Raw genomic sequence first — 23,659 nt, 5'->3', positions numbered from 1 at the left:
GTATACGTCTTTCGGCTGTTTTATTCGTCTGAGGTTTTAACACCCCGACGCAGAGCGTCGGGGTTGTTGATAATAAAGGGAAGCCCAAGCAGCAGCTCGTCGATGCTTGTAATAAGATGCCGGGGACGTACTCTGTCTTTAAACTCAAGCAACTGCTTAAATATGTAGAGAGACTCATCAAGTATGATCCCAGGCAATCCCGGAAATCGAATCCGTACCTGCAGCGTCCACCGCGAAAGAAAAATCATCGCTTGTAGAATAAGGGCTTTTTCCGAACCGTTCAGCAATGCTCCGCTTGTAAGAGAAAAGTTTCCGATTGATAAGAGCTCCTTTCCTACCGGAATAAAAAGATGACAGGTGACAATACCCACCGTTGAAATACAAAGCGGTATCCAATATATTTTTTGTTTTTCCGCAAGGCAAAGCAAAAAGCCTGCGGCAAAAATGATCGCCTTTGCCGGTAAGCCCGGTATAAACAGGAGTGCAATCAGCAAGGTAAAGCCGGTTATTAGCCGAATCCACGGATGAGTGGCAGGATCCGTAGTGTCGGGTAATTGCACGTATAATGGAGAGTCGGCATCTCGTATATGGGCATACCATTCGGATTCCGCTTCAAAGTTTTCGCAAAAAACACCGAGGATCAAGGACGTTATAGCACCGATAAAGAGAAAAGGCGGCACCATGTAGCGAATACCTTCTCCAAAAATACAGAAACGTCCGATAAAAAGCTGGATACAATTTGAAACAAAAGCACCCATCATACTGATTCCGGCGAGCGATAGCACCTTACGGGGAAGCTTATGCAATGCATACATCGCAAGTGCCGCACCGATTGTTCCCGCTGCCGAGAACAGGATGAGATAAGAGAAGAGCGTTCCACTGATAAACGCCTGTCCGAGAATTTTTATCAGTGCTAGCAATAAAAAAGTCGGAAACGACAACACATCCAGTGCGAGTATCAGCGGAACATTTGCAAGCCCTATCCGTAAAAATGGCAGCGGCTTGGGAATAACAAATTCAATAGCCGAAAGGAAAAAACACAAGGCTCCGAAAACCGGCACCAGTGCATCCTGTTTTTTGTTCATAGCCTAATCTGCTTAGTGGCAGCCTGAACATCCGCCGCAGCCGCCTTCACCTGTACCGCAGCTGCTTCCGCATCCGCCTGCGAAGGATTGCTGAACTTCCTCAAGCTCTTCCGGGGTAGCATCGCGCACGCCGGCAATCTTTATGTCGAAGTGTAATGTCTTTCCGGCAAGTGGATGGTTTGCATCCAGTGTGATAATATCACCGTCAATGCCGGTTATGACCACATGATGGCCGCTTGTTTCAAATTCCATACCGACTTCCAGCTGCGTATCGGGCGGAAACTGTGCGCGGCTTACCTCAAAGACGGCGCGCGGATCAATTTCGCCGTAAGCCTGCTGTGGCGCTATCGTAAGCGAAAAACTTTCGCCCTCCTCGCGCCCTTGAAGCGCTTTTTCCAAGCCGGGGATAAGCTGGCGATAACCGTGAACATAGTCCAGCGGTCCCATCTGTTCCGATGAATCCAAAATCTCTTGGTTATCATCTTTTAAGGTATACTCAAGCGTAACCAAACAATCGTCTGCAATTTTCATGCTGAATATGATACCGATTTTTTTACGTTCAGGCAAGGCAAAAACTGAGTTCCGTGCTACTCTTCGGCGATATCGCAAAAAGCGGCGGCGCAGATTTCTTGCAAATCTGCAGGGGCAATGCACAGCATGTGCCCCCGTTCCCCGGCACTTACATAGATACGGTCATACAGCTGTGCGGTTTCATCGATAAAAGTAGGAAAATGCTTTTTCATGCCGAGCGGGGAACAGCCGCCGCGGATGTAGCCCGTTGTTTTTTGCAGCGCCTCGAGTTTAAGCGGTGTTATCTTTTTACCGGTTATATTCCGTACCTTTTTCAAACTGACTTCCGAAGGCGCCGGTACGCAAAAAACAAATACTTCATTGTCTTCGCTTATCATTACAATTGTTTTAAAGAGCATATCGGGTTCAATATTTAGCTTTCGTGCAGCAGACACCGCATCCAAATGTTCCTCATCCCACGCATATTCGACGCTGCTATAAGAAACACCTGCCGCCTCCAAAATGCGCATTGCATTCGTCTTTTTCATTACTTAAGCCTGTCCGTATTAATATTCAAGGCAATCACATTGGCAACTCTGGTTGAACAGCCTCTTTATTTTGCGGGGATATTCAATAAAGTATCTGGTGCGGTTGCCCAATCTTAATGCTTATTGAAAACCTTATTTCCGACAGCTTCTTGATATACCGCGAGATACTGCTTTGCAGAGGTATCCCACGTAAAATCTTTCGCCATACCGCGCTTTCGCATTTTAACGATGTGCTCGGGGTTTTTAAACCACGCATTTACCGCCCAATTAACGGTATTATAAATACTGTCGGGCGTAAGCAGATTCAGCACAAAACCGGTTCCGTCTCCTGTTTGTTCATCATAGTTGTCGACCGTGTCTGCAAGCCCGCCGGTATTGCGTACAACCGGCAATGTTCCGTATAGTAGCGAATACATCTGATTAAGCCCGCACGGTTCATATCGCGATGGCATCAAAAAGAAATCACTTCCGGCTTCTATTAGATGGCTCAATTTGTCATCATAGCCGACATACACACGGAGATTTGGCAGCCGTTTTGAAAGCGCCAATAATTCATCTTCGCACCATCGATCACCGGCGCCCAGCACAATCAGTTGTAAATTGATATCGGTACATATTTTGAATGCCGCACCGTAAGACGGCCCAAATAATTCCGCAATTCCCTTTTGATCGGTCAGTCGTGTTATCATACCGAATACCGGAACTTTTTCATCTTGAGGAAGTCCCATATACTTTTGCAAAGCTTCTTTATTCTTCGCTTTTTTTACAAGAGAACGGGCTGTATAATTGAAGGGGATCTGTTTATCCGTTTTAGGATTCCAGACAGAAGTGTCGACGCCGTTTAAGATACCGGTTAAAGCATCCTTGCGGAAACGAAGAATACCGTCCATTCGGAAACCGTATTCAGCGCTTTGTATTTCCTGTGCGTAAGTCGGAGAAACGGTTGTCAGCCGGTCGGCAGATAACAAACCGGCTTTTAAGAAATTCATTCTATCCCAGTCCTCAAAACCGGCAGAATAAAAATATCCCCAATCGAGTCCCGTATCCACATAACTCGCTTTATTGTAAATTCCCTGATAGCCGATATTATGCACGGTAAAAACACTTGCAGTCCCTTGAAAATCGAGATACTGCGTGTTAAATTTTAACAGCACGGGCACCAGCGCTGTCTGCCAATCGTGCGCGTGCATCAGATCCGGAATCCAATGCTGCTTTCTGCAAATCTGGAAAGCTGCATGGCTCAATATCGAAAACCGTTTGGGATTGTCGTTAAAATCAGGTTCAAAGAGGGAACCGTACAATCCGTCACGACCGAAACTTTCTTCATGATCGATAAAATATACCGGTATATCGGAATTGGGAAGCGTCGATTCAAACACTTCTGTCCAATATTCTCTATTGCCAATAGAAACTCCCATTGCGCCGGGAATAGGCGTTAAACTTTTTTTATCAATTCTATAATAACGCGGCATAACAATTCTGACATCATGCCCAAGTTTTTTTAATGCGTAGGATAAGGCTGATACGACATCGGCTAAACCGCCTGTTTTTGCAAAAGGAACCGCTTCACTGGTTATCATTAATATTCGCATGGTAATACCCTCCTTGGTGAATTATAACACGGGTAATTAAATTATAAAAGGGCGAAGTTATACCTGTTTGGACAGAGAAGAGAGATGGTATCCTGCTCGATGCAATTTGTAAGCCGTTAGCGCTTGCTCCGTGTACCTCCGACGTACATACCGTATGGGAGGGAGCAATCGGCGATCGGCATAATATGATTTTAGGACACGAAGGCTGTGGCGAAGTTGTCGAAGTCGGTTCTTTAGTAAAAGATTTTAAACCGGGCGACAAGGTCTTGGTTCCTGCGATTACTCCCGATTGGAATTCGCTGGAAGCGCAGGCAGGGTATTCGATGCACTCAGGCGGTATGCTTGCCGGTTGGAAGTTTTCAAACTTTAAAGACGGTGTATTCGGCGAATACTTCCATGTCAACGATGCAGACGGAAACCTCGCGCATATTCCGGACGGAGTAAAGATTGAACATGCCCCAATGCTGTCCGATATGGTTCCCACTGGTTTCCACGGCGCCGAGCTTGCCGATGTTCAGTACGGAGATTCGGTACTGGTAATCGGTATCGGCCCGGTCGGGTTAATGTCCGTTGCAGGTGCGGAACTACGCGGCGCTTCAAAGATTTATGCGGTAGGAACCCGTCCTGCCTGTATTGCAGCGGCAAAGTTCTACGGTGCAACCGATATTATCAGCTACAAGAACGGCCCCATCGATAAGCAAGTGCTCGACCTTACCCACGGTAAAGGCGTAGACAAAGTTATTATCGCAGGCGGTACCGTCGATACCTTTGACGAAGCTGTTAAAGCGTTAAAGGCCGGCGGTAAAATCGGAAACGTCAACTATCTCGGCTCAGGTGTTTCCATCAAAATTCCGCGCGTGGAATGGGGTGTCGGAATGGGACACAAGCAAATTAACGGCGGATTAATGCCCGGCGGACGGCTTCGCATGGAAAAACTGAGCAGCCTCGTTGCAGTCGGTAAGCTTGACCTGTCAAAGCTCATCACCCATACCTTCAAAGGCTTTGAGAATGTCGAAAAAGCGCTCTATTTAATGAAGGATAAACCGGCCGATCTGATTAAACCGGTGGTTATCATCTAAACCGATTGCAACCGCCTCGTCAAAAATATACATCCTTGTACATTTTTGACTGCGAGTTTTTTACAAAGCAAAAAACTCGCTTCTGTTTGGAACCACCGGCATCCGTGCCGGATCGAACATACAGTGCGATACCTTAAGCACTGTGCCCCGACGCTTGCGTCGGGGTTGTTGATGCTGTGAATATTTTTCTGTTATGAAGATTTTTGTGATTTCAGGCTTTTTAGGAGCCGGTAAAACAACCTTTATTCAAGCGCTTTCCAAAAAAACAGGTATAAATTTTGCCGTTATGGAAAACGAATACGGCGAAGCAGGTATCGACGGCGCCCTTTTGAAGCACGACCGATTAAAGGTGTGGGAGTTGACCGAAGGCTGCATCTGCTGTTCGCTCAAATCCGATTTTGCTTCCTCCATATTGACGATAGCAAATACGCTGGCTCCCGAATATCTCATTGTTGAGCCGACCGGTGTAGGTTTACTCAGCGCGGTGCTGAACAATATCGGTAAAATCGAATATGACCGCATACAGCTCCTTGAACCGGTTACCGTTGCAGATGTACACTGCGTAGAACATTATCTAAAAGAGTTCGGTGACATTTACGCCGACCAGCTGAAAAATACGCCGCGCATCCTTCTTTCTAAAATAGAAAACACTTCTGCCGAAGAATTAGACCGCATTACTGCAATACTCCGCACGGTGAATCCTCATGCGGAAATCCTCAATACCCCATATCAAAATCAGCCTGAGGAATGGTGGTGCCGGCTGCTGCAAACTCCGCTGAATAAACAGCGCACCATAGTACACCCTGAAAAAGACCATGCGCCCGATTTGGAAAATATCAGTATTGCCGGTATCGCCGTCGATACCGTTAACGAGCTTTTGGAGCTGTTGATTGCCCTATTGCGCGGATACTTCGGCATTGTCTACCGTGCAAAAGGATTTGTGTCTATCGGCGGACAATGGACAAAATTCGACATTGTCGATAAACAGTATACCGTTGTCGTTTGCGACCCGATGCCTGAATCAAAAGTCGTGATAATCGGACAAAAGCTCGATCGTGAACGGCTGCGCAAAGCATTTACTGCAGCTGCGCCTCTATCGTACCGGCCGTACACAATAGCTCAAGGAGCGGAATACGGATTGAAGCGCGGGATGTCTTTTCCGTCTTTGTCTGTACGGTAACCGTTCCGACGGGACTGATACGTGCCGTTTGTATCTTATATGGAACATCGACGGTTAAAACAAATTCGGCGCTGCGAAGTTCAGCTGCGATCTTTTTCCCGTAAGCGGCGCCGATCAGCTCTTCGTATTCCGCAGAAGGGATATTATCGCCGGTAAATAGCGGCGCCATCAGCATATCGATAAAATCTCGGCTTTCTTGCGGTAACATCTCTAAAAACGATGCGATATTTTCGGGAGAAATACGCAATACCGCTTTTCGTCCTTTTTTATCATAAGCAATAACATCCTTGAGCAGTTCATGATTATGCGGCACGGTACATACAAGGCGTAATCCCAGTGCGCCTTGCAGCGCAATATTTTGAACGCTGATTCCTTCTTTTATAAACGCTTCTTTCAATTCTTGAGTGTTAAAGATCGATTGCCCATCAACCTGTTCATTTTTCTGCTTCAGTAAATGGGTAATATTCTTTTCCAATAAACTGCCCGGAACGAACTCGGCAGTCAAATCGTAATCCGTATTATCCCGTATAACGATATGGGCAGTAGAAGAACAGGCTGCCGTAATGCAAACCGCAACACAGCATACTAATATGCGATATAGTATTTTCATAATCTTCCTCTTCAATTTTAGGGCAACCGCACTAGAAATATTTTAAGCGGTTGTTTTTCTTGCTGTGCGAAATTTTATTCAAAATTTCGCACATTTTTTCCAGCAGACGTGCAAACACATCAGGCAGAGTATATACAATCACAGCATCAATTATTCTGCGGACGTGTCTTATAAAAGATCTGATGCGTTTGCACGGATATCAGGATGAACAGGGCAATTTTCGGTTGTTCGCGAAAAAAACGGAATGGTTGATTCGGCAAAGAAAATTTCCTCCGGCTTCATAATACTACCCGCAAAACGATACGTTTTTTTCCAGTATGACTCTTGAATGCTTGAAATAATAACACCGGTATGCGGCCCGTCCGATGCCGAGTGAATAAATTTTCCCGCACCGATATAAATACCGACATGGGAAATACCGCCGGCAGTGTTAAAAAACAACAAATCGCCGGGCTGAATCTCTTCGTCCGTTATTCTTTTTGCATATTCAGCAAGAGCGTCCGAACGGCGCGGCATTTGCAGCTTTAAAACATCAGCCCCATTGCGGAAAACAAACCCCGAACAGTCCATTCCCTTAGGAGAATGACCTGCATAACGGTAAGGTGTACCGAGATAGCTCAAAGCATTATTGACAAACGCAATCCGTTGAGAACCTTTTGGAGAAGGCGCCCCAAAAAGGAACGGTATTGTCGTCAGTATGAGAAATAAATAGAAAAAAAGGGCTCGTATATCTTTCAAAATCATGTAAAATAGTTATACTAAAAATAAGAAAAAATTGCAATTTTGAAAGTAAAGCAAAAAATTGTATTTATAAAGGAGTGTATTGATATGAATGAAATGGTAAAACGACCATGGGACTTTCTTGATGCATGGCGCGGAAAAAAATTTACCGGAGAATGGCCGACATTACCGGAAATGTTTGAAATTACTGCGGAACGTTTTCCAAATAGAAACTGTTTAACTGTCTTTGAGCCGGATCGGATCACTCTTACCTATCGTGAAACGCTTGCCGCAATTAAGAAATTAGCGGGTTGGCTTGTTGCTCATGGCGTAAAAAGGGGAACTCATATTGCCGTTTCAGGCAAAAATTCTTCGGAATGGGCACTTGTCTATTTAAGTGCACTCTATGCCGGCGGTATTATTATCCCCATCGACTACGGTCTACACAATTATGAGATCGAATCGCTTTTAAAAACAGCAAAGCCGCTCTTTTTCTTTGTTGATGAAGAAAAATATGACCATTTTCTTGAGGCATCAAAATCTCAATCCTTTATTGGTGAAATTTATTCTTTAAACAGTAATCACAGCGACCGCTACATCTATAATTTGGAAGCGGAACCGCTTACCACCTATTTTCCTTTGCAGGAAACTGACACAGCAGCCATTCTATTCACCTCTGGTACAATGGGTACTCCTAAGGGCGTTATGCTTTCTCACCGGAATATCGTCTCTGACTGTTACATTGCTCAATCGAATTTAACCATATTTGAAACCGATATTTTCTATGCATTGCTGCCAATTCATCACTCCTATACCATGGTTGCTGTTTTTATTGAAGCAATTTCCGTTGGTGCAGAAATCGTATTTGGAAAATCTTTGGTAGTCTCCCGTATGCTGCGCGAGTTAAAAGAAGGAAAAATCACGATGCTTCTCGGCGTACCGCTCCTCTTTAACAAGCTGCTTGCAGGCATCTTAAAAGGAGTGCGCAACAAGGGTGTTGTTGTGTATGGTATCATTCGATTCCTCATGGGGATTTCGTATCTCGTAAAAAAGACAACAGGAAAAAATATCGGTAAAACACTCTTTAAAAGCGTATTAGAAAAGGCAAATCTCACAACGCTTCGTATTGCAATTTCGGGCGGTGGACCGCTTTCAAAGGAAGTCTTTAGGGCATACAATGAATTCGGTATTGATTTTGTCCAAGGATACGGCCTGACCGAAACATCACCCATTATTGCGCTAAATCCGAAAGAACACTTTAAGATTGAAAGCGTCGGGCGTTACTTCCATCCCTATATGGAAATGAAAATTCTTAACCCCGATGACAGCGGTCGTGGAGAAATCTGCGTGAAAGGGCCGATGATTATGCAGGGGTATTACAACATGCCGGAAGAAACCGCAGAAGTACTATCGGAAGACGGATGGTTCCGCACCGGCGATATCGGATGGATTGACGATGAAAAATATCTGTATCTCTGTGGACGTGCAAAGAATCTTATCGTTACCTCCGGCGGCAAAAATGTATACCCCGAAGAAATAGAAAATGCTTTCCAGATGTATTACAACGATATCGAACAGATAACCGTAAAGGGCTACCATCCTGCACACGATTTAACAAGCGAAGAAATTGAAGTACTCGTATACCCCACCGATGAGCTTTATAAAACGCTCAATCTTAACCGCGGCACTCCTGCCGGAGACAGCGCCGTTTATAAAAGAATAGAAACGATTGTCGAAATCGTGAATAAAGAACTGCTGCCCTATCAGCGGATCACAAAAACCACGCTTTTGGATAAACCGCTTGAAATGACCACAACCAAGAAAGTTAAACGGTATAATAAAGCCGAATAATATGACCTGAGGTTGAAAAGAATACGGCATCCATTCTTACCGAACGGATGCCGCCGTACTATGGAACTTCAATTATCGATAGCGCTTAGTTTACTTTAAATTTTCCGACTTCCAGAGCTAAATTTTTAATACTTTGGGTATTCTTTTGGGTAATCTCGTTGACTTCCTGTACGGCGTTGTTAATCTGTGTTGCCCCTGAAGCCATTTCATTCATGCCATTGGTTATAACGTGCGTTAGATTATCCAATGTACGCATTTCCGCCGCGACGCCTTCTCCGCCTTTCAACATTTCTTCCGCCCCGAACTGAACTTCCGTTGTTACTGTATTGATGTTTTTGATGGCATCCAGTACTTCATTGCTGCCATTCGCTTGTTCGCGCATCGCTTCCGTAAGTTGATCGCTCATCTCTTTTACTTGCGCTGCAAGAGTAAAAATAGTGTTAAATTTTCCTTCTACGGTTTTAGAAGATGCCGAAAGCGTTTCTATTTCACTGCTGAGTATTTTAAGTGTCGTCGTAATGTTTTTTCCTTGCACGGCAGAATCCTCCGCCAATTTGCGGATTTCATCGGCGACAACAGCAAATCCTTTTCCTGCTTCTCCGGCATGGGCAGCTTCAATGGCGGCATTCATTGCAAGTAGGTTCGTTTGTGATGCGATATGCTGAATAACGCTCGACGCTTCCATAAGTGAGCCGGATTCTTCCGCTATTTTCTGCGTTACCGTATTAGACGTAACCAGCGTTGCTTTTCCGTCTCCCGTTGCAGTCACAAGATCTTTTACGATTATATCGGACTTATTGAGCGTCTGGCTAATTGAGGTAATATTTGCGACCATTTGTTCGACCGATGACGAAGACTGTGCAACACTTGCAGCCTGTGTTTCGATACTGCTGCTCAACTGCTTAATAGTGCGGATAATTTCCTCTACTGTAGCGGCAGTTTCGGTAACACTCGCAGCTTGGGTTAAAACTTGTTGCTGAATACCGTCTATGTTTGCACTGATCTCATTGATTGAGCTTGCTGTTTCGGACATATTCGAAGAAAGCTCACTACCGATTTCTTCCATAATAGAACTATTGACGCCGATAGACTTTATTGTAACACCGATTTTTTCTATCGTTTCATTAAAATATTCCGATAAGTCCGTTACCTCGTCATTGCCGCTTACGACCATACGAACCGTTAAATCGCCTTCACCTTGCGCAATGTCCTTAAGCGCTTCGACAAGCTTTTGTATCGGCTTTACGATACTACGTGCAACAAAGTAAACGATAACCAATGCCGAAATGAAAATAATTACCCAGATAAGGTCTATAGTAAGGCTCATCTCTTTTACTGAACCCATAAGCTCGCTGTATGGAGCGGTCATAATAACCGTCCATCCTGATAGCTTGCTCTTAGCATAAGAAGATATCACAGAAATGCCATCGCTATCATAATAGCCGATACCCGGTTCTTGCGCTTGTAACGCTTGTTGTTCAAATGATGCAAGTGGTGCTATACTCGGATCGTTTTTTGCGTCCTCGAAAGCATTATATTGATCTTCGACAAAACCTATATCTTTATCCGCAATCGTATTTCCCGTTAAACCGAGTATATAGCAATAACCTCTCTTTCCCAAAACAATATCTTGAATTATTTCGGATAAAAGATTGGCTCCGAACGTTACGCTCAATACGCCGACAATTTCGTTGTTATCGCCAATAATGGGAACGGCATAGACAATCTGCATTGCATTTGAAACACGAGATATAAGAGGTTCCGTTACAAAACTTTTTCCCGATGAAGCAGCTTGGAACCAATCTCTGTCGCCGACATAAATAGGTTTCTCGTCATTTGCTCCATAACGGTTTCCCTGTAAATCAGTCACGCCGAAATAATCGACCCTTGCATTATGCTCCGCTTCATGCGCGAGACTCTGTGCTTTTTGATAGTATGAAAGGGAAGTATCACGCAGCGAAGGCATACGGGCAACCCCTTCAACAAATTGAAGAGTCGCTTGTATTCTTCCATCGATAATCTCTGCGACATCAGCAGCTTTATCTATTAAATGAGCTTCAATTTTTTCCGTTACAGCTTTGCGCGCAATCATAATTGCAAGCACCCCCTCGATGACAGAGGCACCTAGAATCAATAGCCCAAAAACCAACATCAATTTGTTTCTTAACGAAAAACGCTTTTTCTTTAGTTTACTTCCCATCTATTCGTCTCCTAATCGTTTTGATACCGACTACTCAATTAAGCGATAATTATAACAGTTGCCATATAGAACAGCATTGCCGACCTTTTACTGTTTTAAACGGTATAAACCTCACAGCATAATTCGACAATTTTAAAATTGCAAAACAGGAATATTATTTTCCTGAGCAAAGAGACTTATTTCTATGACTAATTTTATTATATAGAGAATATAATGAATTATATTTGTTTAAGTTCAGTTAGTCTATCCCTCCATAGGTTGACTTTGAGGAACCGTCGTACAGCACGGTACAATGCGATTACTGAAAAGAGTTCTTAGAGTTGTTCACCGGCGCGTAGTTTTACCCGCATTGCTTGGATTTTTGCATCCATCGCTTCAAGCTCATGTAACAGTTCTTTCTCGTGATTGGAAGTTTCGATAACCGCATGGATACCGCCGTTCTTAATGACGATACGTTTATCGGCATAGAGCGCAAGCGCCGGATCATGCGTAGCCATCAGCACGATTTTATCGTTCGATACCAAAAGCTGCAAAGCCTTTTTCCGGTCGATTCCGGCATTTTCAATCTCGTCTATCAGAACGATCGGAGATGAGCTTAAAATGGCGGTATCGGCAATCATTAACGCCCGGGACTGCCCGCCGCTTAGCGCGGTAATCGGTGTGTCCAGCCGAAATTGTTCGCCTGCCAGTTTATTTGCCGCCTCGATAATACCGTTGACAGCTGCTTCTTTGTCTTTGACCATCCGGCTTTCCGCATGCAGTTCGATAAACTCACGGACAGATAAATCCATAACAAAATTCATATTTTGCGAAAGCTGCGCAACCAATTTGTTGTTAATCGAAAACCGGATTGCTTTATCGGGTACTTCGCCGTTAATCAGTATTGCCCGGCCGGTAGGCGTGTCTTTTTGCGCCGTCCACTCGATGTCGGCAAGCAGCCGCGACTTACCGGAACCGGTCGGCCCGACAATCGAAATAATTTGGGACGGATACAATACAAGGTTTTCAAAGTTTTCAGGCTCGCCGGATTTATTTGTACCGGGCAGTATCGTAAGGCTCTGCACACCTTGAACGTCATCCCCATTTAAAAACCGCTGCATTTGAATGATATATTCAAAGAATGAGTGGGATAAAGCTTCTTTATCAAGCGTACTCTCTTCGCACTGTTCTTCGGAAAGGCTTTGTAGAAAAGAGGCAAAAGTACGATGTGTATTATCCAGAATGTGCAGCTCCGCCAATCTGTTTTCAGCAAAAAAATCCTCAATAAAAGGATATTCCGTGAGTAGCGTTGCTATCGTTTTTTTTGAAAGTTCTCTTTTCTTTTCAACGGCGCCATTCGGTTCAAAATCGGTATCTGCAGCCATACTGTCTCCCATAAAGATTTTTGCAAGATGTTTTAACTATTTGTCTGCGACTCGGCAATCTTCATCTTACGGATGTTGCCCATCTGGAAATTTTCGCCGACCCGCGTTTCACCCAAACAATAGGAACACAGCGCCGCAGGCATCGGGAAGCGGAGTTCCATTCCTTGTACGGTCGAAATATCCTTATCGGGACTGAACAGCAGCGTGCTTAGTTCAAAGGCGCCTTGCCCTGTCAGACCGTTTACCTGCATAATAACCGCCCGCGGATTAACGGTATTGACACGGGTGCAAAACACTTCGCGTTCGGCTTGCGACACAATATCGCCCTTTGTGATAACGACGATATCCGCAGCTTTTAACAGCGGGCCGATTTTTTTCGGTGTATTGATACCGGAAAGATTATCGATAACACAGATTCCGAGAATATTCTTGATATACGGAGAACAACGGTTGCACAAGCCTGCGGATTCAGTTATCAGAAGGTCGAATTTTTCCTTGACACCCCATTGTACTACCTCTTCGATATTGGAAACAAAGAAGTGATCGGGACAGAGCGAGCCGGAAATACCTTTTTGAACGGGAATACCGGCCTTTTCGTACAACATATCGTCGTCGGTGTAGAGGCAATCAAATTTCACTACTCCGGCACGAAGCCCTTGCGTTCGCAGCGCCTCAATTGTCTTTAAAATAACGCTTGTTTTGCCCGAAGACGGTGGGCCTGAAACGATCAAAAGATTCATAGTATTGCGATTATATCATATACAACGCGGTTGTTCCGTAACATGCGTTACAGAACGACCTTTTAAAAATATGCAAGCATCTGCGTTGTCGCATCGCCAAAACTATACATCCTTGTATAGTTTTGACTGTGAGTTTCGCATACAGACGAAACTCACTACTGGTTAATACAAGCGGCGTCCATGCCGCTACTGCAAACAGTCCTCGACGTATCAGAACCGCCACGGACGGCGGTGGTTCTATGCAGTAGCACGTTTGCATTGCAAACGTGTAGGTAAACAATGTACAAGGACGTATATTGTTTACCGTGCCTGCGGGTGTTTTTTGTACGCTCCTAGCATCTGCTCTACCTATTTTCAAAAGGCTAACGGAATGGCTATTGCCAAAAATCAACATCCCGACGCAGTGGACGGAAACATAGCCAATAGTTGAGCGACAATTCGGCCGGCTTTTCCGCGATGGGACAGTTCGTTTTTTTCTTGCGCCGTCAATTCTGCAACCGTTTTGCCGATCTTTGGAAGATACACGATCGGATCATAGCCGAAGCCATGTTTTCCGCGCTCCGATGCGGCAATCACACCCTCGCACGTTTCTTGCACCGTAAAAAAACGATGGGCATCCAGCATTACCGCAATGCAGCAGACAAACCGGCAGCTGCGGTTTTCTATCCCTTTCATCTGTTGCAGCACGAGTTGATTTCGCTCCTCCGCTTTCAGCTGCACACCGTCTTTCATACCATAACGAGCTGAATAGATACCGGGCTTACCGTCGAGTGCATCGATACACAGCCCCGAATCGTCGGCAATCACAGGGCATTTAACACTTTCGTATAAGACGCGAGCTTTTAGGAGTGCATTTTCTAAAAAAGTTGTTCCGGTTTCTTCAGGATCAAAGAGGATACCCGCATCAGCAGGGAGGCTGATGTGATGGCCTTCCAAAATAGCGGCAAATTCTTCTTGCTTATGTCGGTTGCCGCTTGCTAAGTATATGTGCATGGCTTACCATAACACGCTTTTTTAAGCTCGACAAGATCGCTGTTAATCGTTGCTCGAGAAACGCCCAGTTGCCGTGCTAATACTCGATTGCTCGGTCCTCGTTTGTATTCTTGAATCCGCTTCAGATATCCCTGCCAACGCGCATAACTGTATGCCTGACGATTTTTTAAGCGCTTGATGACGGAACCATGTGCTTCATCAACCTTACGAAGCTGGAGCGTCGCACTCTTATACCTCACATAATAAAAATCCCGCTTTGCTACCCATTCGTTGTAAACAGCATCCCGTTTATCGGTCAGCTCCTTTGCTTCCTCAATCAGCAGTCTCACCTTCCGTACCGATATTCCTAAATGCACGGCAACCGTTTGCAGCAAATGTTCGTTGATACAAAAACAAGACTTACACAGTAGTTCGAGAAAATAACGTGTATAGATGTCTTTTCTTTTTCTTTCCCATCTGATTGTTTCCTGAATAGACTGAACTTTTTCGGGTAACACCGTATATGAGGGCGACGGACTTGCTGCATACAATTCATAGTTTTGTGACCCGTTCTGTTCGTCCTGTCTCGTTTTAACGATCCGCTGCTGATCATCTTGAGCAACGGAAGCATACGTTGCCTGTTCACGATTCCGTCTTAGAAAAAGCTTCCAACTATAGGTAAGAGACATTCGCAAGTAAGTAGGAAATATTGACCTATCGGGATTATAACCGTCTATGATAGTATCCAGCTTTGGATAGAGCCAAAGCAAAAAGTCACTGCGCATATCCTCGCTTCCACAGTAGACCCCGAATTCACCGAGATTAAAATACAAATACTGAAACAGCGTATCTACGGCTTTTTTTTGTTTATTCTGCCGTGAAAAGTCCGCCAATATCGTTTCAACGATATCCTCTTTCATACGTTCCTCCGTGAGCGTAATTTTATTTAACCCTGTTCGGAAACTTCCGTTTCTGAATAGGTTACCTTGAAATGCGATGTTCTAAATCGTGCTATTTGTGCGATTTAGAATTCGTCGACCTATTCGAAAACACAGTTATCGAATAGGTCTTTTGTGCGAAAAGTTTAATATCCCGATACTTCTTGAGCCGCAACAAAAGATATTAAAACCGTTGGCTAGCACATACGGTGCGAAATATTGAGTACTGTCCCCCGATGCTCTACCTCGGGGTAGGGTGATGTGTAGTTTTGTCATAGCAAGATATATGCCAAAAAAGGATATGTGGAATTTTTCAAAAGCCGAATGGTCTGTAAGAGATAATGATCGGTAAAGACGGATAATAAATTTATTTAAATAAGTCTTTTTATGATAACGATTTACAAGTTATTCTATCAAGTTATATGTATAAGAGAAAATCTTTGTTCCGTTTTTCTCCTATTATCTTTATGCAATAACATCGAAATATGGATACAACTATGAGTAGGTCACTTGTCAGAATATGACATGCGGAATATCAGAATTTGAGCATTTGAAAATAATTAGGCTTGCATTTTTTAGAGAGTCTCCTAACTTTGACCTGCATTGTTGTATATATTTTTTTCGATAAATGCCCGAAGTGTGGGGATATGGCTAATCTCAGGTTCTTTGACTGCATACAGTATCGTAACATTGCCGGTTTGCAGCTTTGTTTTAATTTTTTTGATAAAAGTCGGTGCTGCAGGATTTTCCGCTAATTCATTTGCATAGAGGGCAGAAAAATGTCCATAATCCATTTCTTCTCTATGATAAGCTTGCCGTATTGCCGATGATGGTGCGATATCTTTAGCCCACTCTCCGAGCGCTGCTTTTTCTTTTGTAATGCCGCGCGGCCACAGTCGATCGGCTAATATCCTAAATCCGTCTTGCGGTTCGACTTGATCGTATATCCGTTTCCAATATAAGGTTCCCATCATAATGTCTCCATACGAATACAGTATAACAAGGCTGTCGGACTAAAACAATTCTTAATTATGAATAATCTGGTATGTTTACTTTGAATAAGTTTAGTTAACTACGACGAAAAAAATGCTTGAAATAGCAAGGTTTTTCATATATAATAATAGAATAATTATAACGGAGTAGTTTTTGCAGCAAGGATTATTTTGGAAATACGGCTTATGCTTTTCGTGCGACCGATGTTCGGCATGTTGTCGCTATGATCCGGGGTTTGTGTATTTATCTTCTCGTGATCTTCAGAATTTGCAAACATGGGCGTCGCTGGAACGATCTGCTTTTATTCAAAAATATTGCCGATGGGTACTCCAAGGGGACGGATACGAGTATCTTTGCTTAAAAGAGCTGCCGAATTACGATTGTATTTTATGGAATAACGGCTGTATTGCATATAACTATCGGCCTTTTCAATGTTCGTCATATCCATTTTGGGATTATTTACTTGAAAATGAGCAGCGTTGGAATGCAAATGCCCGCAGCTGTTCGGGAATAAATCGCGGTAAATGGTATTCGGCCGAAGAGATTCAAGAGTTTCTCGATACTGCAAAACAATTTCCTGTCATTCGACGAAAAAGAACCGGTGAAAGCACGGATTTCACCGAAAAATAGAGGAGTGTATGCGGGTACATTTTTGGGGCGTTCGCGGTTCGATTGCAACTCCGTTGAGTGCAGCGCAAATTCAAGCGAAAATTTCTGCCGTCGTTCAACGGATAACCGAAAAAGACATTACCGATCAAGATGCACGGGAACGTTTTCTTGCTTCATTACCGCCATGGCTCTTTGGAACTATCGGTGGGAATACTACCTGCGTAGAGGTGGAAACCGAAGAGGGTAATCATATCATTTTTGATGCGGGTACCGGTATCCGTGAGTTAGGCGTCAATTTGCAAAATCGTTTTGATTATTTTGATCAGCCGCAAACCTATCATCTCTTTTTCTCCCATTTCCATTGGGATCATATCCAAGGGCTTCCCTTTTTTGGCCCCGCGTATGATTCACGTAATACCATTATCATATATAGCACTCGCCCTAAAATGCGGGAATTTTTAGAAGAGCAGATGAAGTGGCCGTATTTCCCGATAACTATGTTCGGGAAGGGCGGCTTTACTGCAAAGTTTGAGTTCCGCTGTATTGCCCCTGACGAACCGTACATCCACATCGGTAATACCCGGATAGGTTGGCATCGTGTGCGTCATCCGGGCGGGTGTGTGGCATATTCAATTTTCGATAATCAAAAAAAGATCATCTTTTCAACGGATACAGAACTTCGTCCTCAAGACTTTGAAAAAAACGATGCCAATATCGCATTTTACAGTGATGTAGAACTGTTGATTATCGACGCTCAGTATACGATGACCGATTCCATCGAAAAAATAGGGTGGGGGCATTCTACCTTTTCCCTCGCTATTGATTTTGCAACTTCGTGGGGAATTAAAAAATTAGCGCTTTTCCATCACGAACCGACCTATAACGATAAAAAGATTCTAGCGATAGAATCAAGTGCACAGCATTACTGCAACTATATAGGCGCCGGTACGCTTGAAATATTCAGCGCTGTTGAAGGAACGGATCTGTACTTATGAGTGATGAGCTGCCGATTTATCAATTTTCAGATTCAGAACTTAAAGCGCTTATTTCTTTTTTTAGGAAAAATCTCCCGCTGCCCGATGAGCTGTATTCATTGAATGCTTTTGCTGAAAAGTATATTTATCGAAATCTTACCATCGGTGAAGCGGAACAGCTCTACGGCGGGCGGTAATGCAAGCAATACCTATGAAACAAAAACGCTTTCGCTTAATAATGTTTGTGCTGGCGTGTATCCTTCTTATCGCAGTGGGTACGGTTGCCGGTTTTTATACTCCCGCTTCTTTTGATACAAATCCCGCCGAACAGCTTTTTACCATTAAACGCGGCGCTTCCGTGCGGGCAATTGCTGCCGATTTAAAAGCGGCGGGGCTCATCAGGTTTGAGTATCCGGCATACCTGTATTTCCGGCTTGTTAATAAACCGATTAAAGCCGGAACATATAAACTTTCTCCCGCTTGGTCGGTACATACACTCTGCGCCTATTTACAAGCGGGAAAACAAGAATTGATTAAGGTTACGGTACCGGAGGGGCTGACACTCTCAAAAACGGCAGCAATTCTTGAAGATCGGCAGGTGATTGCCGCTGATGATTTCCTTGCAGCGGCAAAAAATACGGCTTTATTGCAATCTTACGGAATTCCCGGTAGTTCCGCCGAAGGATTCTTATTTCCTGACACCTACTTTTTTTCGTACGACGAAACGGCAGCGCGGGTTATAACGGTAATGCTGGATAATTTCTTCAGCAAAACGGCCGGCATTCCTCATTTTCCCGATGATCCCGCTCAGCGATATGAGGCGGTTATTTTAGCGAGTATTATAGAGCGTGAATACCGCGTACCGGAAGAAGCCGTAAAAATTGCCGGTGTTTTTTCAAACCGGTTGCAAATCGGTATGGGATTGCAATCATGCGCTACCGTTGAATATATACTGACAGAAATTCAGCATAAACCTCACCCCGATCGCTTGCTGAAAAAGGATTTGGAAATAGATCATCCATATAATACCTATAAATGGCGGGGACTTCCTCCGGGGCCGATTTCCAATCCGGGTATGACTGCCTTATATGCCGCCTGTAATCCCGAAAAAAGCAGTTACCTCTACTTCCGCTTGGAAGATGCGGAGGCCGGTACGCATATTTTTACCAAAAATTTAACGGAACATGCAAAAGCAGGCTCGATTATTTTAAAACGGGCTGCGGGGCGCTGACCGCGATGGCAAAAATTACCACCGAAACAATCGATGCAGTTAATAATCATACCGATTTGGTGTCACTCGTTGAAAACTATACTCATTTGGAAAAGCGCGGGCACGATTGGTGGGGGTGTTGCCCTTTCCATAGCGAAAAAACACCGTCTTTCCACGTCATCCCCGATAAAAAAATGTATTACTGTTTCGGCTGCGGAGCGGGCGGGTCTACCATCAAGTTTGTTATGGAGATGGAAAAGCTGTCCTTTATTGAAGCGGTAGAAGCGCTTGCAAAACGCGCCGGTATTCCGGTTGTGTATGCGGAGGGCAGTTACAGTCCCGCACCGGAAGATTCGTTTAAAGAAACAGTACTTGAATTATATAAAAGAGTGAGCGGAACCTTTCATTATTTTCTGCTGCACACGCCCGAAGGAGCCGCCGCGCTCCGGTATCTGGAGGGGAGGGCGGTAAGTCCCGAAATGATCGAGCGGTTCAACCTCGGGTATGCACCGGCTGACCGTCGGTGGCTTTTTAAATTTTTGCAGACAAAGGGGTATTCCGCGGAGTTTTTGGCGAAGTCGGGTTTGTTTTCTAAAAACTATCCCGAAGTTTCGTTTTTTTCTAACAGAATTATGTTTCCTATTTGTAATCGGCACGGTCAGCCGGTAGCTTTCGGCGGGCGGATTCTGGAAGGCGATGGACCGAAGTACCTTAACACCGGAGATTTACCGCAGTATAAAAAAGGCGAGACTCTTTTTGCGTTTTCGCAGGCACTCGCACAAATTAGAAAAGAAAAAACGGTTATTTTTTGCGAAGGCTATATGGATGTTATCGCCTTTCATCAAGCAGGTATTACCAATGCCGTCGCTCCGTTGGGTACTGCTTTGACGGAAGATCAGGTAAAGCTTATTCAATCCTTTGCCGACACTATCATTCTTTCTTTCGATTCCGATTTTGCAGGACAGCAGGCAACATACAAGGCTATAAAGCTTTGCCGTGCCGGACATTTGCAGGTGCGGGTGCTGATGATAAAGGAAGGAAAGGATCCCGCCGAGATACTGGCGCATAAGGGTGCCGAAAGCTTGACGGAACTGGTGAAAAATGCTATTTTAGACAGTGATTATCTTATTCAAATTGCCGTTGGGCGGTTTGATGTAGTGAGTCCTGAAGGAAAGGCTCAAGCTGCTGCCTTTCTATTCCCCTATATTGAGGTGTTGGAATCCGATATTCAAAAAGAGTCAACAATACATAAGTTTTCGGCGGACTTGGGTATAAGCTCAAAAGCGTTATTTACTGATTATATACAGTATGACCAAAAACAAGAACGGGTACCGCCTACACGAAAAAGTGAAACACAAAAGCGCACTACGCTTAAAATGACCGCGGAGCTGAGGATCGTGCTTGCAGCAGCTGCAAATCCTCATCTATTTAAAAAAATGCGGACAGAGTTGACTTCCGATGATTTTGAGGATCCTGCTGCGAAGGATTTGTTTATTGTATTAGAAGAATGTTATCGCGCCGATGCAAATACGTATGACAGCTTATTAGCGCATTGTCCTTCCGAAACGTTAAGGAATGCCGTAAGCAGTGCAATTATTAAAGGTGAATTTGCAGAAAATCCTGATAAACTGGTGTATGACGGTATCTACTATATTAAACAAAATGCTTTACAGCGGCAAAAGGAGCTCATAATCCGTAAATTGCAAGCAGTGCATGAGAGCGGTAATGTTGATGACATTCGGCATACCAATGACCTGCTGAGTGAGAAACTGCATATCGACAGAGTGCTTGCAGAATTAAAGGAAACGACGTAAATGATAGATATCTCTGAAGATCCTATTGTTATAAAGTTGATTGCCCATGCAAAAGAGCGTAAAACCTTAACATGGGACGAATTAACCGATTTGTTGCCTGAAAAAATGACTTCGTCCGAAACCGTGATGGATGAAATTCTTGATTTGCTTGAGCAAGAGCAGATACAAGTGGTTGATGACGTCTCTGAAGAAACCGACGATATGTTCGCAGATGAGCTTGATGAAGTAGAGCTTGAAAGCGAGGAACAGCTGTTTGAAGAGGCGGAACTTGAACCTGAAAATGACTCTGAATTTTCAAAACCCGAAGAAACGCATAAAAAGCTTTTGAATAACGATAGAGAAGCGATTGTCGACGATCCTATTAAACTCTATTTGCGTGATATCGGCAAGGAAAATTTGCTGACAGCCGAACAGGAAGTTATTCTGTCAAAAGCGATGGAGGACGGGGAGAATATCATCAAAAATGCGATAAAAAACTCCGGTGTGCTGATTTCCGAAGTCCAGATGATTGCTCAAAAAGCGTTTGCCAAAATCAGTTCTTCCGAGAACAATAAGCCGCGGAAAGAATTGAGCTATGAAGATGCCGAAAAGAAACGGCTCCGCCAATCGTACGGCGAACAATTAAAACCCATCTATTCCGATATAAAGGCTTATATCCTATTAAAAAAGAAACTATATGATAAAGAGACGCTTGCCAGTTTTTTGGATGATGCAGATCTGCAAAAAACACGAAAAAAGATCCTGAATTATTTACAAAAAATTGAGTTTCAAACAGAAGAAATTGAAAAAATTTCGGATCATTTTTTGGAGGCGGCACGGAAGATACGAGAGTACCGGCGGCGGCGTGAAAAAAAACAACGCCAGCTCGGCATACGAGCGTACTCCGATTTACGAAAGCTTGGAAAACGCCTCGCTATTCCCCGTGAACGGCAGAAGCTGGAAGAAGAGCTTGGTATGACGGCAAGCGATATCCGTGATATTTATACGCATATTCAAACGCTCATTCGTAAAGTGCGGAAGATCGAATATGATTTTGAAGCGCCGACGGAAGATATTATCGCGCTGGCGAAAGAAATCCGCCACGGTCATGCAATGCTGAAAAAAGCGAAGGATAAGCTCATTAATGCAAACCTGCGCTTGGTTGTATCGATTGCAAAGAAGTATACCAATAGAGGATTACACTTTTTCGATTTGGTTCAGGAAGGCAATATCGGCTTAATCAAAGCGGTGGAAAAATTTGAATACCGCAAAGGGTATAAATTTTCGACGTATGCGACATGGTGGATACGGCAGGCAATTACACGTTCCATTTCCGATCAGGCGCGGACAATCCGTGTGCCGGTACACATGATTGAACAGATCAATAAGGTTACCCGTGAATCGCGGCAGCTGATGCAGAAGTTCGGTAGGGAGCCGACTGACGAGGAGATTGCTGCGCAGCTTGGCTGGAATGTCGAGCGGGTTAAGCAGGTCAAAAATGTAGCACGCGAGCCTATTTCACTTGAAACGCCGATAGGAGAGGAAGAAGATTCTTCGCTCGGCGATTTTATTGAAGATAAGGATGTCGAAAATCCGTCCAACCTAACGGAGTATATTCTCTTACAGGAACAGCTGCGCGGGGTGCTGTCGTGTTTGCCGCTGCGGGAACAGGAAGTACTCAAGATGCGGTTTGGTCTTGATGAAGGCTATGCGCTGACTTTGGAAGAAGTCGGTTTGTATTTTAACGTAACACGTGAGCGTATCCGTCAAATTGAAGCAAAGGCATTACGCAGATTGCGGCATCCTAAACAGAGCTGCAAATTAAAAGATTATTTGGATACATAGGGGAGTAAGAGACAATGGTTACAGCGGAGATTTTTGATAAACTGCGTGAATTACAGGATATTCTTGCACGAAAGAATCAGCTTAATAGTGAAATTTTAGAGGCGCCTCAACTGTTGGTAAAACAGGAAGAATTGTTGGCACAGTATAAAACGAATTATATTAGGAAAAATACCGATGACGAAACAATACGGCAAACTATCGGCGCATTGAAAGCGGAATTGTTTGAAACCGAGCAGAAGCGTGAACACGCCGAGAAGGGAATGGATACTATTACCACGCAGCGGGAATACGATGCCCTTGATCGTGAAATTCAAGATTCTACCAAAAAAGAAGCCGAGCTTCGCAAGGAAATTCTGAAAAACGAGGCAACTCATAAGCGTCTTGATGAAGAGATTAAAAACGAAGAGGCGCTGATTAAACAGCAGGAGCAAGAACTTGATGAACGGAAGGCGATGATTGAAAAAGAAATTGCCGAAAAGAAAAACGAGCTGGCGGAGCTTGCTGAAGGTGAACAGCGGATTGCACCTGATTTGGATAGTGATACGCTGTTTAAATTCGATCGTATCATCAAAAACAAGCAAGGTATCGGTATCGTCCCCGTTCAAGGTAATGTCTGTATGGGCTGTCACATGATTTTGTCAGCCCAATTCGCCATCGAAGTGCGGGAAGGAAAAAATATCATGTACTGCCCCTATTGCAGTAGAATTCTGTATTATCAGGAAAGCGATCAGGATGCTGCTGAGGATATGATTTTTGACGATATGGATATGGGAAGCTTAGCCGATTTGGATGATTCGTCTGACTATGACGAGGCTGAATCTGACAGCAGCGAAGATTAATAGTGTA

General features: G+C 44.1%; 22 protein-coding genes. 10 read left to right on the top strand and 12 right to left on the bottom strand.

Features of this window, described 5'->3' with window-relative positions:
- Positions 1 to 20: 20 nt before the first annotated feature.
- The 4 genes from DWB79_RS11045 to glgA form a co-directional block, all read right to left on the bottom strand.
- Entirely contained in the window at positions 21 to 1,085 is a 1,065-nt protein-coding gene (locus DWB79_RS11045; RefSeq protein ID WP_016524128.1) for a Gx transporter family protein, read from the bottom strand.
- Positions 1,086 to 1,097: 12 nt separating this feature from the next.
- Positions 1,098 to 1,616 (bottom strand): FKBP-type peptidyl-prolyl cis-trans isomerase, encoded by a 519-nt coding sequence (locus DWB79_RS11040; RefSeq protein WP_016524127.1) that lies wholly within the window; start codon positions 1,614 to 1,616, stop codon positions 1,098 to 1,100.
- A gap of 56 nt (positions 1,617 to 1,672) precedes the next feature.
- A complete protein-coding gene (gene ybaK / locus DWB79_RS11035; protein ID WP_016524126.1) occupies positions 1,673 to 2,143 on the bottom strand; it encodes a Cys-tRNA(Pro) deacylase in 471 nt (156 codons plus the stop codon).
- A gap of 113 nt (positions 2,144 to 2,256) precedes the next feature.
- Entirely contained in the window at positions 2,257 to 3,735 is a 1,479-nt protein-coding gene (glgA, locus tag DWB79_RS11030) for a glycogen synthase GlgA (protein WP_016524125.1), read from the bottom strand.
- Between the two features lie 59 nt (positions 3,736 to 3,794).
- On the opposite strand from glgA, the gene DWB79_RS11025 reads away from it, so the two are divergent.
- A complete protein-coding gene (locus DWB79_RS11025; RefSeq protein ID WP_040859242.1) occupies positions 3,795 to 4,814 on the top strand; it encodes a zinc-binding dehydrogenase in 1,020 nt (339 codons plus the stop codon).
- A gap of 193 nt (positions 4,815 to 5,007) precedes the next feature.
- Positions 5,008 to 5,994: a CobW family GTP-binding protein gene (locus tag DWB79_RS11020; RefSeq protein ID WP_016524123.1), complete on the top strand. Its 987-nt coding sequence runs from the start codon at positions 5,008 to 5,010 to the stop codon at positions 5,992 to 5,994.
- Here DWB79_RS11020 and DWB79_RS11015 read toward each other — a convergent pair.
- Together DWB79_RS11015 and DWB79_RS11010 are read right to left on the bottom strand one after the other, a co-directional pair.
- Positions 5,891 to 6,604, bottom strand: a complete 714-nt coding sequence (locus DWB79_RS11015; protein ID WP_016524122.1) for a hypothetical protein — start codon at positions 6,602 to 6,604, stop codon at positions 5,891 to 5,893. The genes DWB79_RS11020 and DWB79_RS11015 overlap by 104 nt on opposite strands.
- A gap of 168 nt (positions 6,605 to 6,772) precedes the next feature.
- A complete protein-coding gene (locus DWB79_RS11010) occupies positions 6,773 to 7,348 on the bottom strand; it encodes a C40 family peptidase (RefSeq protein WP_016524121.1) in 576 nt (191 codons plus the stop codon).
- Positions 7,349 to 7,432: 84 nt separating this feature from the next.
- On the opposite strand from DWB79_RS11010, the gene DWB79_RS11005 reads away from it, so the two are divergent.
- Positions 7,433 to 9,175: an AMP-dependent synthetase/ligase gene (locus DWB79_RS11005; protein ID WP_016524120.1), complete on the top strand. Its 1,743-nt coding sequence runs from the start codon at positions 7,433 to 7,435 to the stop codon at positions 9,173 to 9,175.
- An 85-nt stretch (positions 9,176 to 9,260) separates the two neighbouring features.
- Here DWB79_RS11005 and DWB79_RS11000 read toward each other — a convergent pair whose 3' ends face one another.
- The 6 genes from DWB79_RS11000 to DWB79_RS10975 form a co-directional block, all read right to left on the bottom strand.
- On the bottom strand, positions 9,261 to 11,375 hold the full coding sequence (locus DWB79_RS11000; RefSeq protein ID WP_016524119.1) for a methyl-accepting chemotaxis protein: 2,115 nt from the start codon (positions 11,373 to 11,375) through the stop codon (positions 9,261 to 9,263).
- A 314-nt stretch (positions 11,376 to 11,689) separates the two neighbouring features.
- Complete coding sequence (locus DWB79_RS10995; RefSeq protein WP_016524118.1) at positions 11,690 to 12,739, bottom strand: ATP-binding cassette domain-containing protein; 1,050 nt, start codon at positions 12,737 to 12,739, stop codon at positions 11,690 to 11,692.
- Between the two features lie 32 nt (positions 12,740 to 12,771).
- Entirely contained in the window at positions 12,772 to 13,479 is a 708-nt protein-coding gene (locus DWB79_RS10990; RefSeq protein ID WP_016524117.1) for a GTP-binding protein, read from the bottom strand.
- Positions 13,480 to 13,866: 387 nt separating this feature from the next.
- Positions 13,867 to 14,472: an RdgB/HAM1 family non-canonical purine NTP pyrophosphatase gene (gene rdgB, locus DWB79_RS10985; RefSeq protein ID WP_016524116.1), complete on the bottom strand. Its 606-nt coding sequence runs from the start codon at positions 14,470 to 14,472 to the stop codon at positions 13,867 to 13,869.
- On the bottom strand, positions 14,457 to 15,371 hold the full coding sequence (locus DWB79_RS10980) for a hypothetical protein (RefSeq protein ID WP_016524115.1): 915 nt from the start codon (positions 15,369 to 15,371) through the stop codon (positions 14,457 to 14,459). The genes rdgB and DWB79_RS10980 overlap by 16 nt, the downstream gene beginning before the upstream one ends.
- A gap of 605 nt (positions 15,372 to 15,976) precedes the next feature.
- Positions 15,977 to 16,360: a DUF488 domain-containing protein gene (locus DWB79_RS10975; protein WP_040859240.1), complete on the bottom strand. Its 384-nt coding sequence runs from the start codon at positions 16,358 to 16,360 to the stop codon at positions 15,977 to 15,979.
- Positions 16,361 to 16,535: 175 nt separating this feature from the next.
- Between DWB79_RS10975 and DWB79_RS10970 the strand changes: the two genes are divergently transcribed.
- The 7 genes from DWB79_RS10970 to DWB79_RS10940 are packed head-to-tail and all read left to right on the top strand — an operon-like array spanning position 16,536 to position 23,652.
- On the top strand, positions 16,536 to 17,012 hold the full coding sequence (locus DWB79_RS10970; RefSeq protein ID WP_016524113.1) for a YkgJ family cysteine cluster protein: 477 nt from the start codon (positions 16,536 to 16,538) through the stop codon (positions 17,010 to 17,012).
- 8 nt (positions 17,013 to 17,020) lie between these two features.
- Positions 17,021 to 17,986 carry an MBL fold metallo-hydrolase gene (locus DWB79_RS10965; RefSeq protein WP_016524112.1) on the top strand — a complete coding sequence of 322 codons (966 nt, stop codon included), beginning with the start codon at positions 17,021 to 17,023 and terminating at the stop codon, positions 17,984 to 17,986.
- Positions 17,983 to 18,162, top strand: coding sequence for a hypothetical protein (locus DWB79_RS10960; RefSeq protein WP_016524111.1), 180 nt, complete (start codon positions 17,983 to 17,985; stop codon positions 18,160 to 18,162). Before DWB79_RS10965 ends, DWB79_RS10960 begins: the two co-directional genes overlap by 4 nt.
- Entirely contained in the window at positions 18,162 to 19,196 is a 1,035-nt protein-coding gene (gene mltG / locus DWB79_RS10955) for an endolytic transglycosylase MltG (RefSeq protein WP_016524110.1), read from the top strand. Before DWB79_RS10960 ends, mltG begins: the two co-directional genes overlap by 1 nt.
- Before the next feature lie 5 nt (positions 19,197 to 19,201).
- Positions 19,202 to 20,989 carry a DNA primase gene (gene dnaG, locus DWB79_RS10950; RefSeq protein ID WP_016524109.1) on the top strand — a complete coding sequence of 596 codons (1,788 nt, stop codon included), beginning with the start codon at positions 19,202 to 19,204 and terminating at the stop codon, positions 20,987 to 20,989.
- Positions 20,990 to 22,813 (top strand): RNA polymerase sigma factor RpoD, encoded by a 1,824-nt coding sequence (rpoD, locus tag DWB79_RS10945; protein ID WP_016524108.1) that lies wholly within the window; start codon positions 20,990 to 20,992, stop codon positions 22,811 to 22,813.
- Positions 22,814 to 22,827: 14 nt separating this feature from the next.
- Positions 22,828 to 23,652 (top strand): zinc ribbon domain-containing protein, encoded by an 825-nt coding sequence (locus DWB79_RS10940; RefSeq protein WP_016524107.1) that lies wholly within the window; start codon positions 22,828 to 22,830, stop codon positions 23,650 to 23,652.
- Positions 23,653 to 23,659 lie beyond the last annotated feature (7 nt).

Origin of the sequence: Treponema medium, from assembly GCF_017161265.1 — a bacterium.
Lineage (GTDB): Bacteria > Spirochaetota > Spirochaetia > Treponematales > Treponemataceae > Treponema > Treponema medium.
Note: the sequence above shows the minus strand (reverse complement) of the source record. Positions and strands in the feature narration are given on the sequence as shown.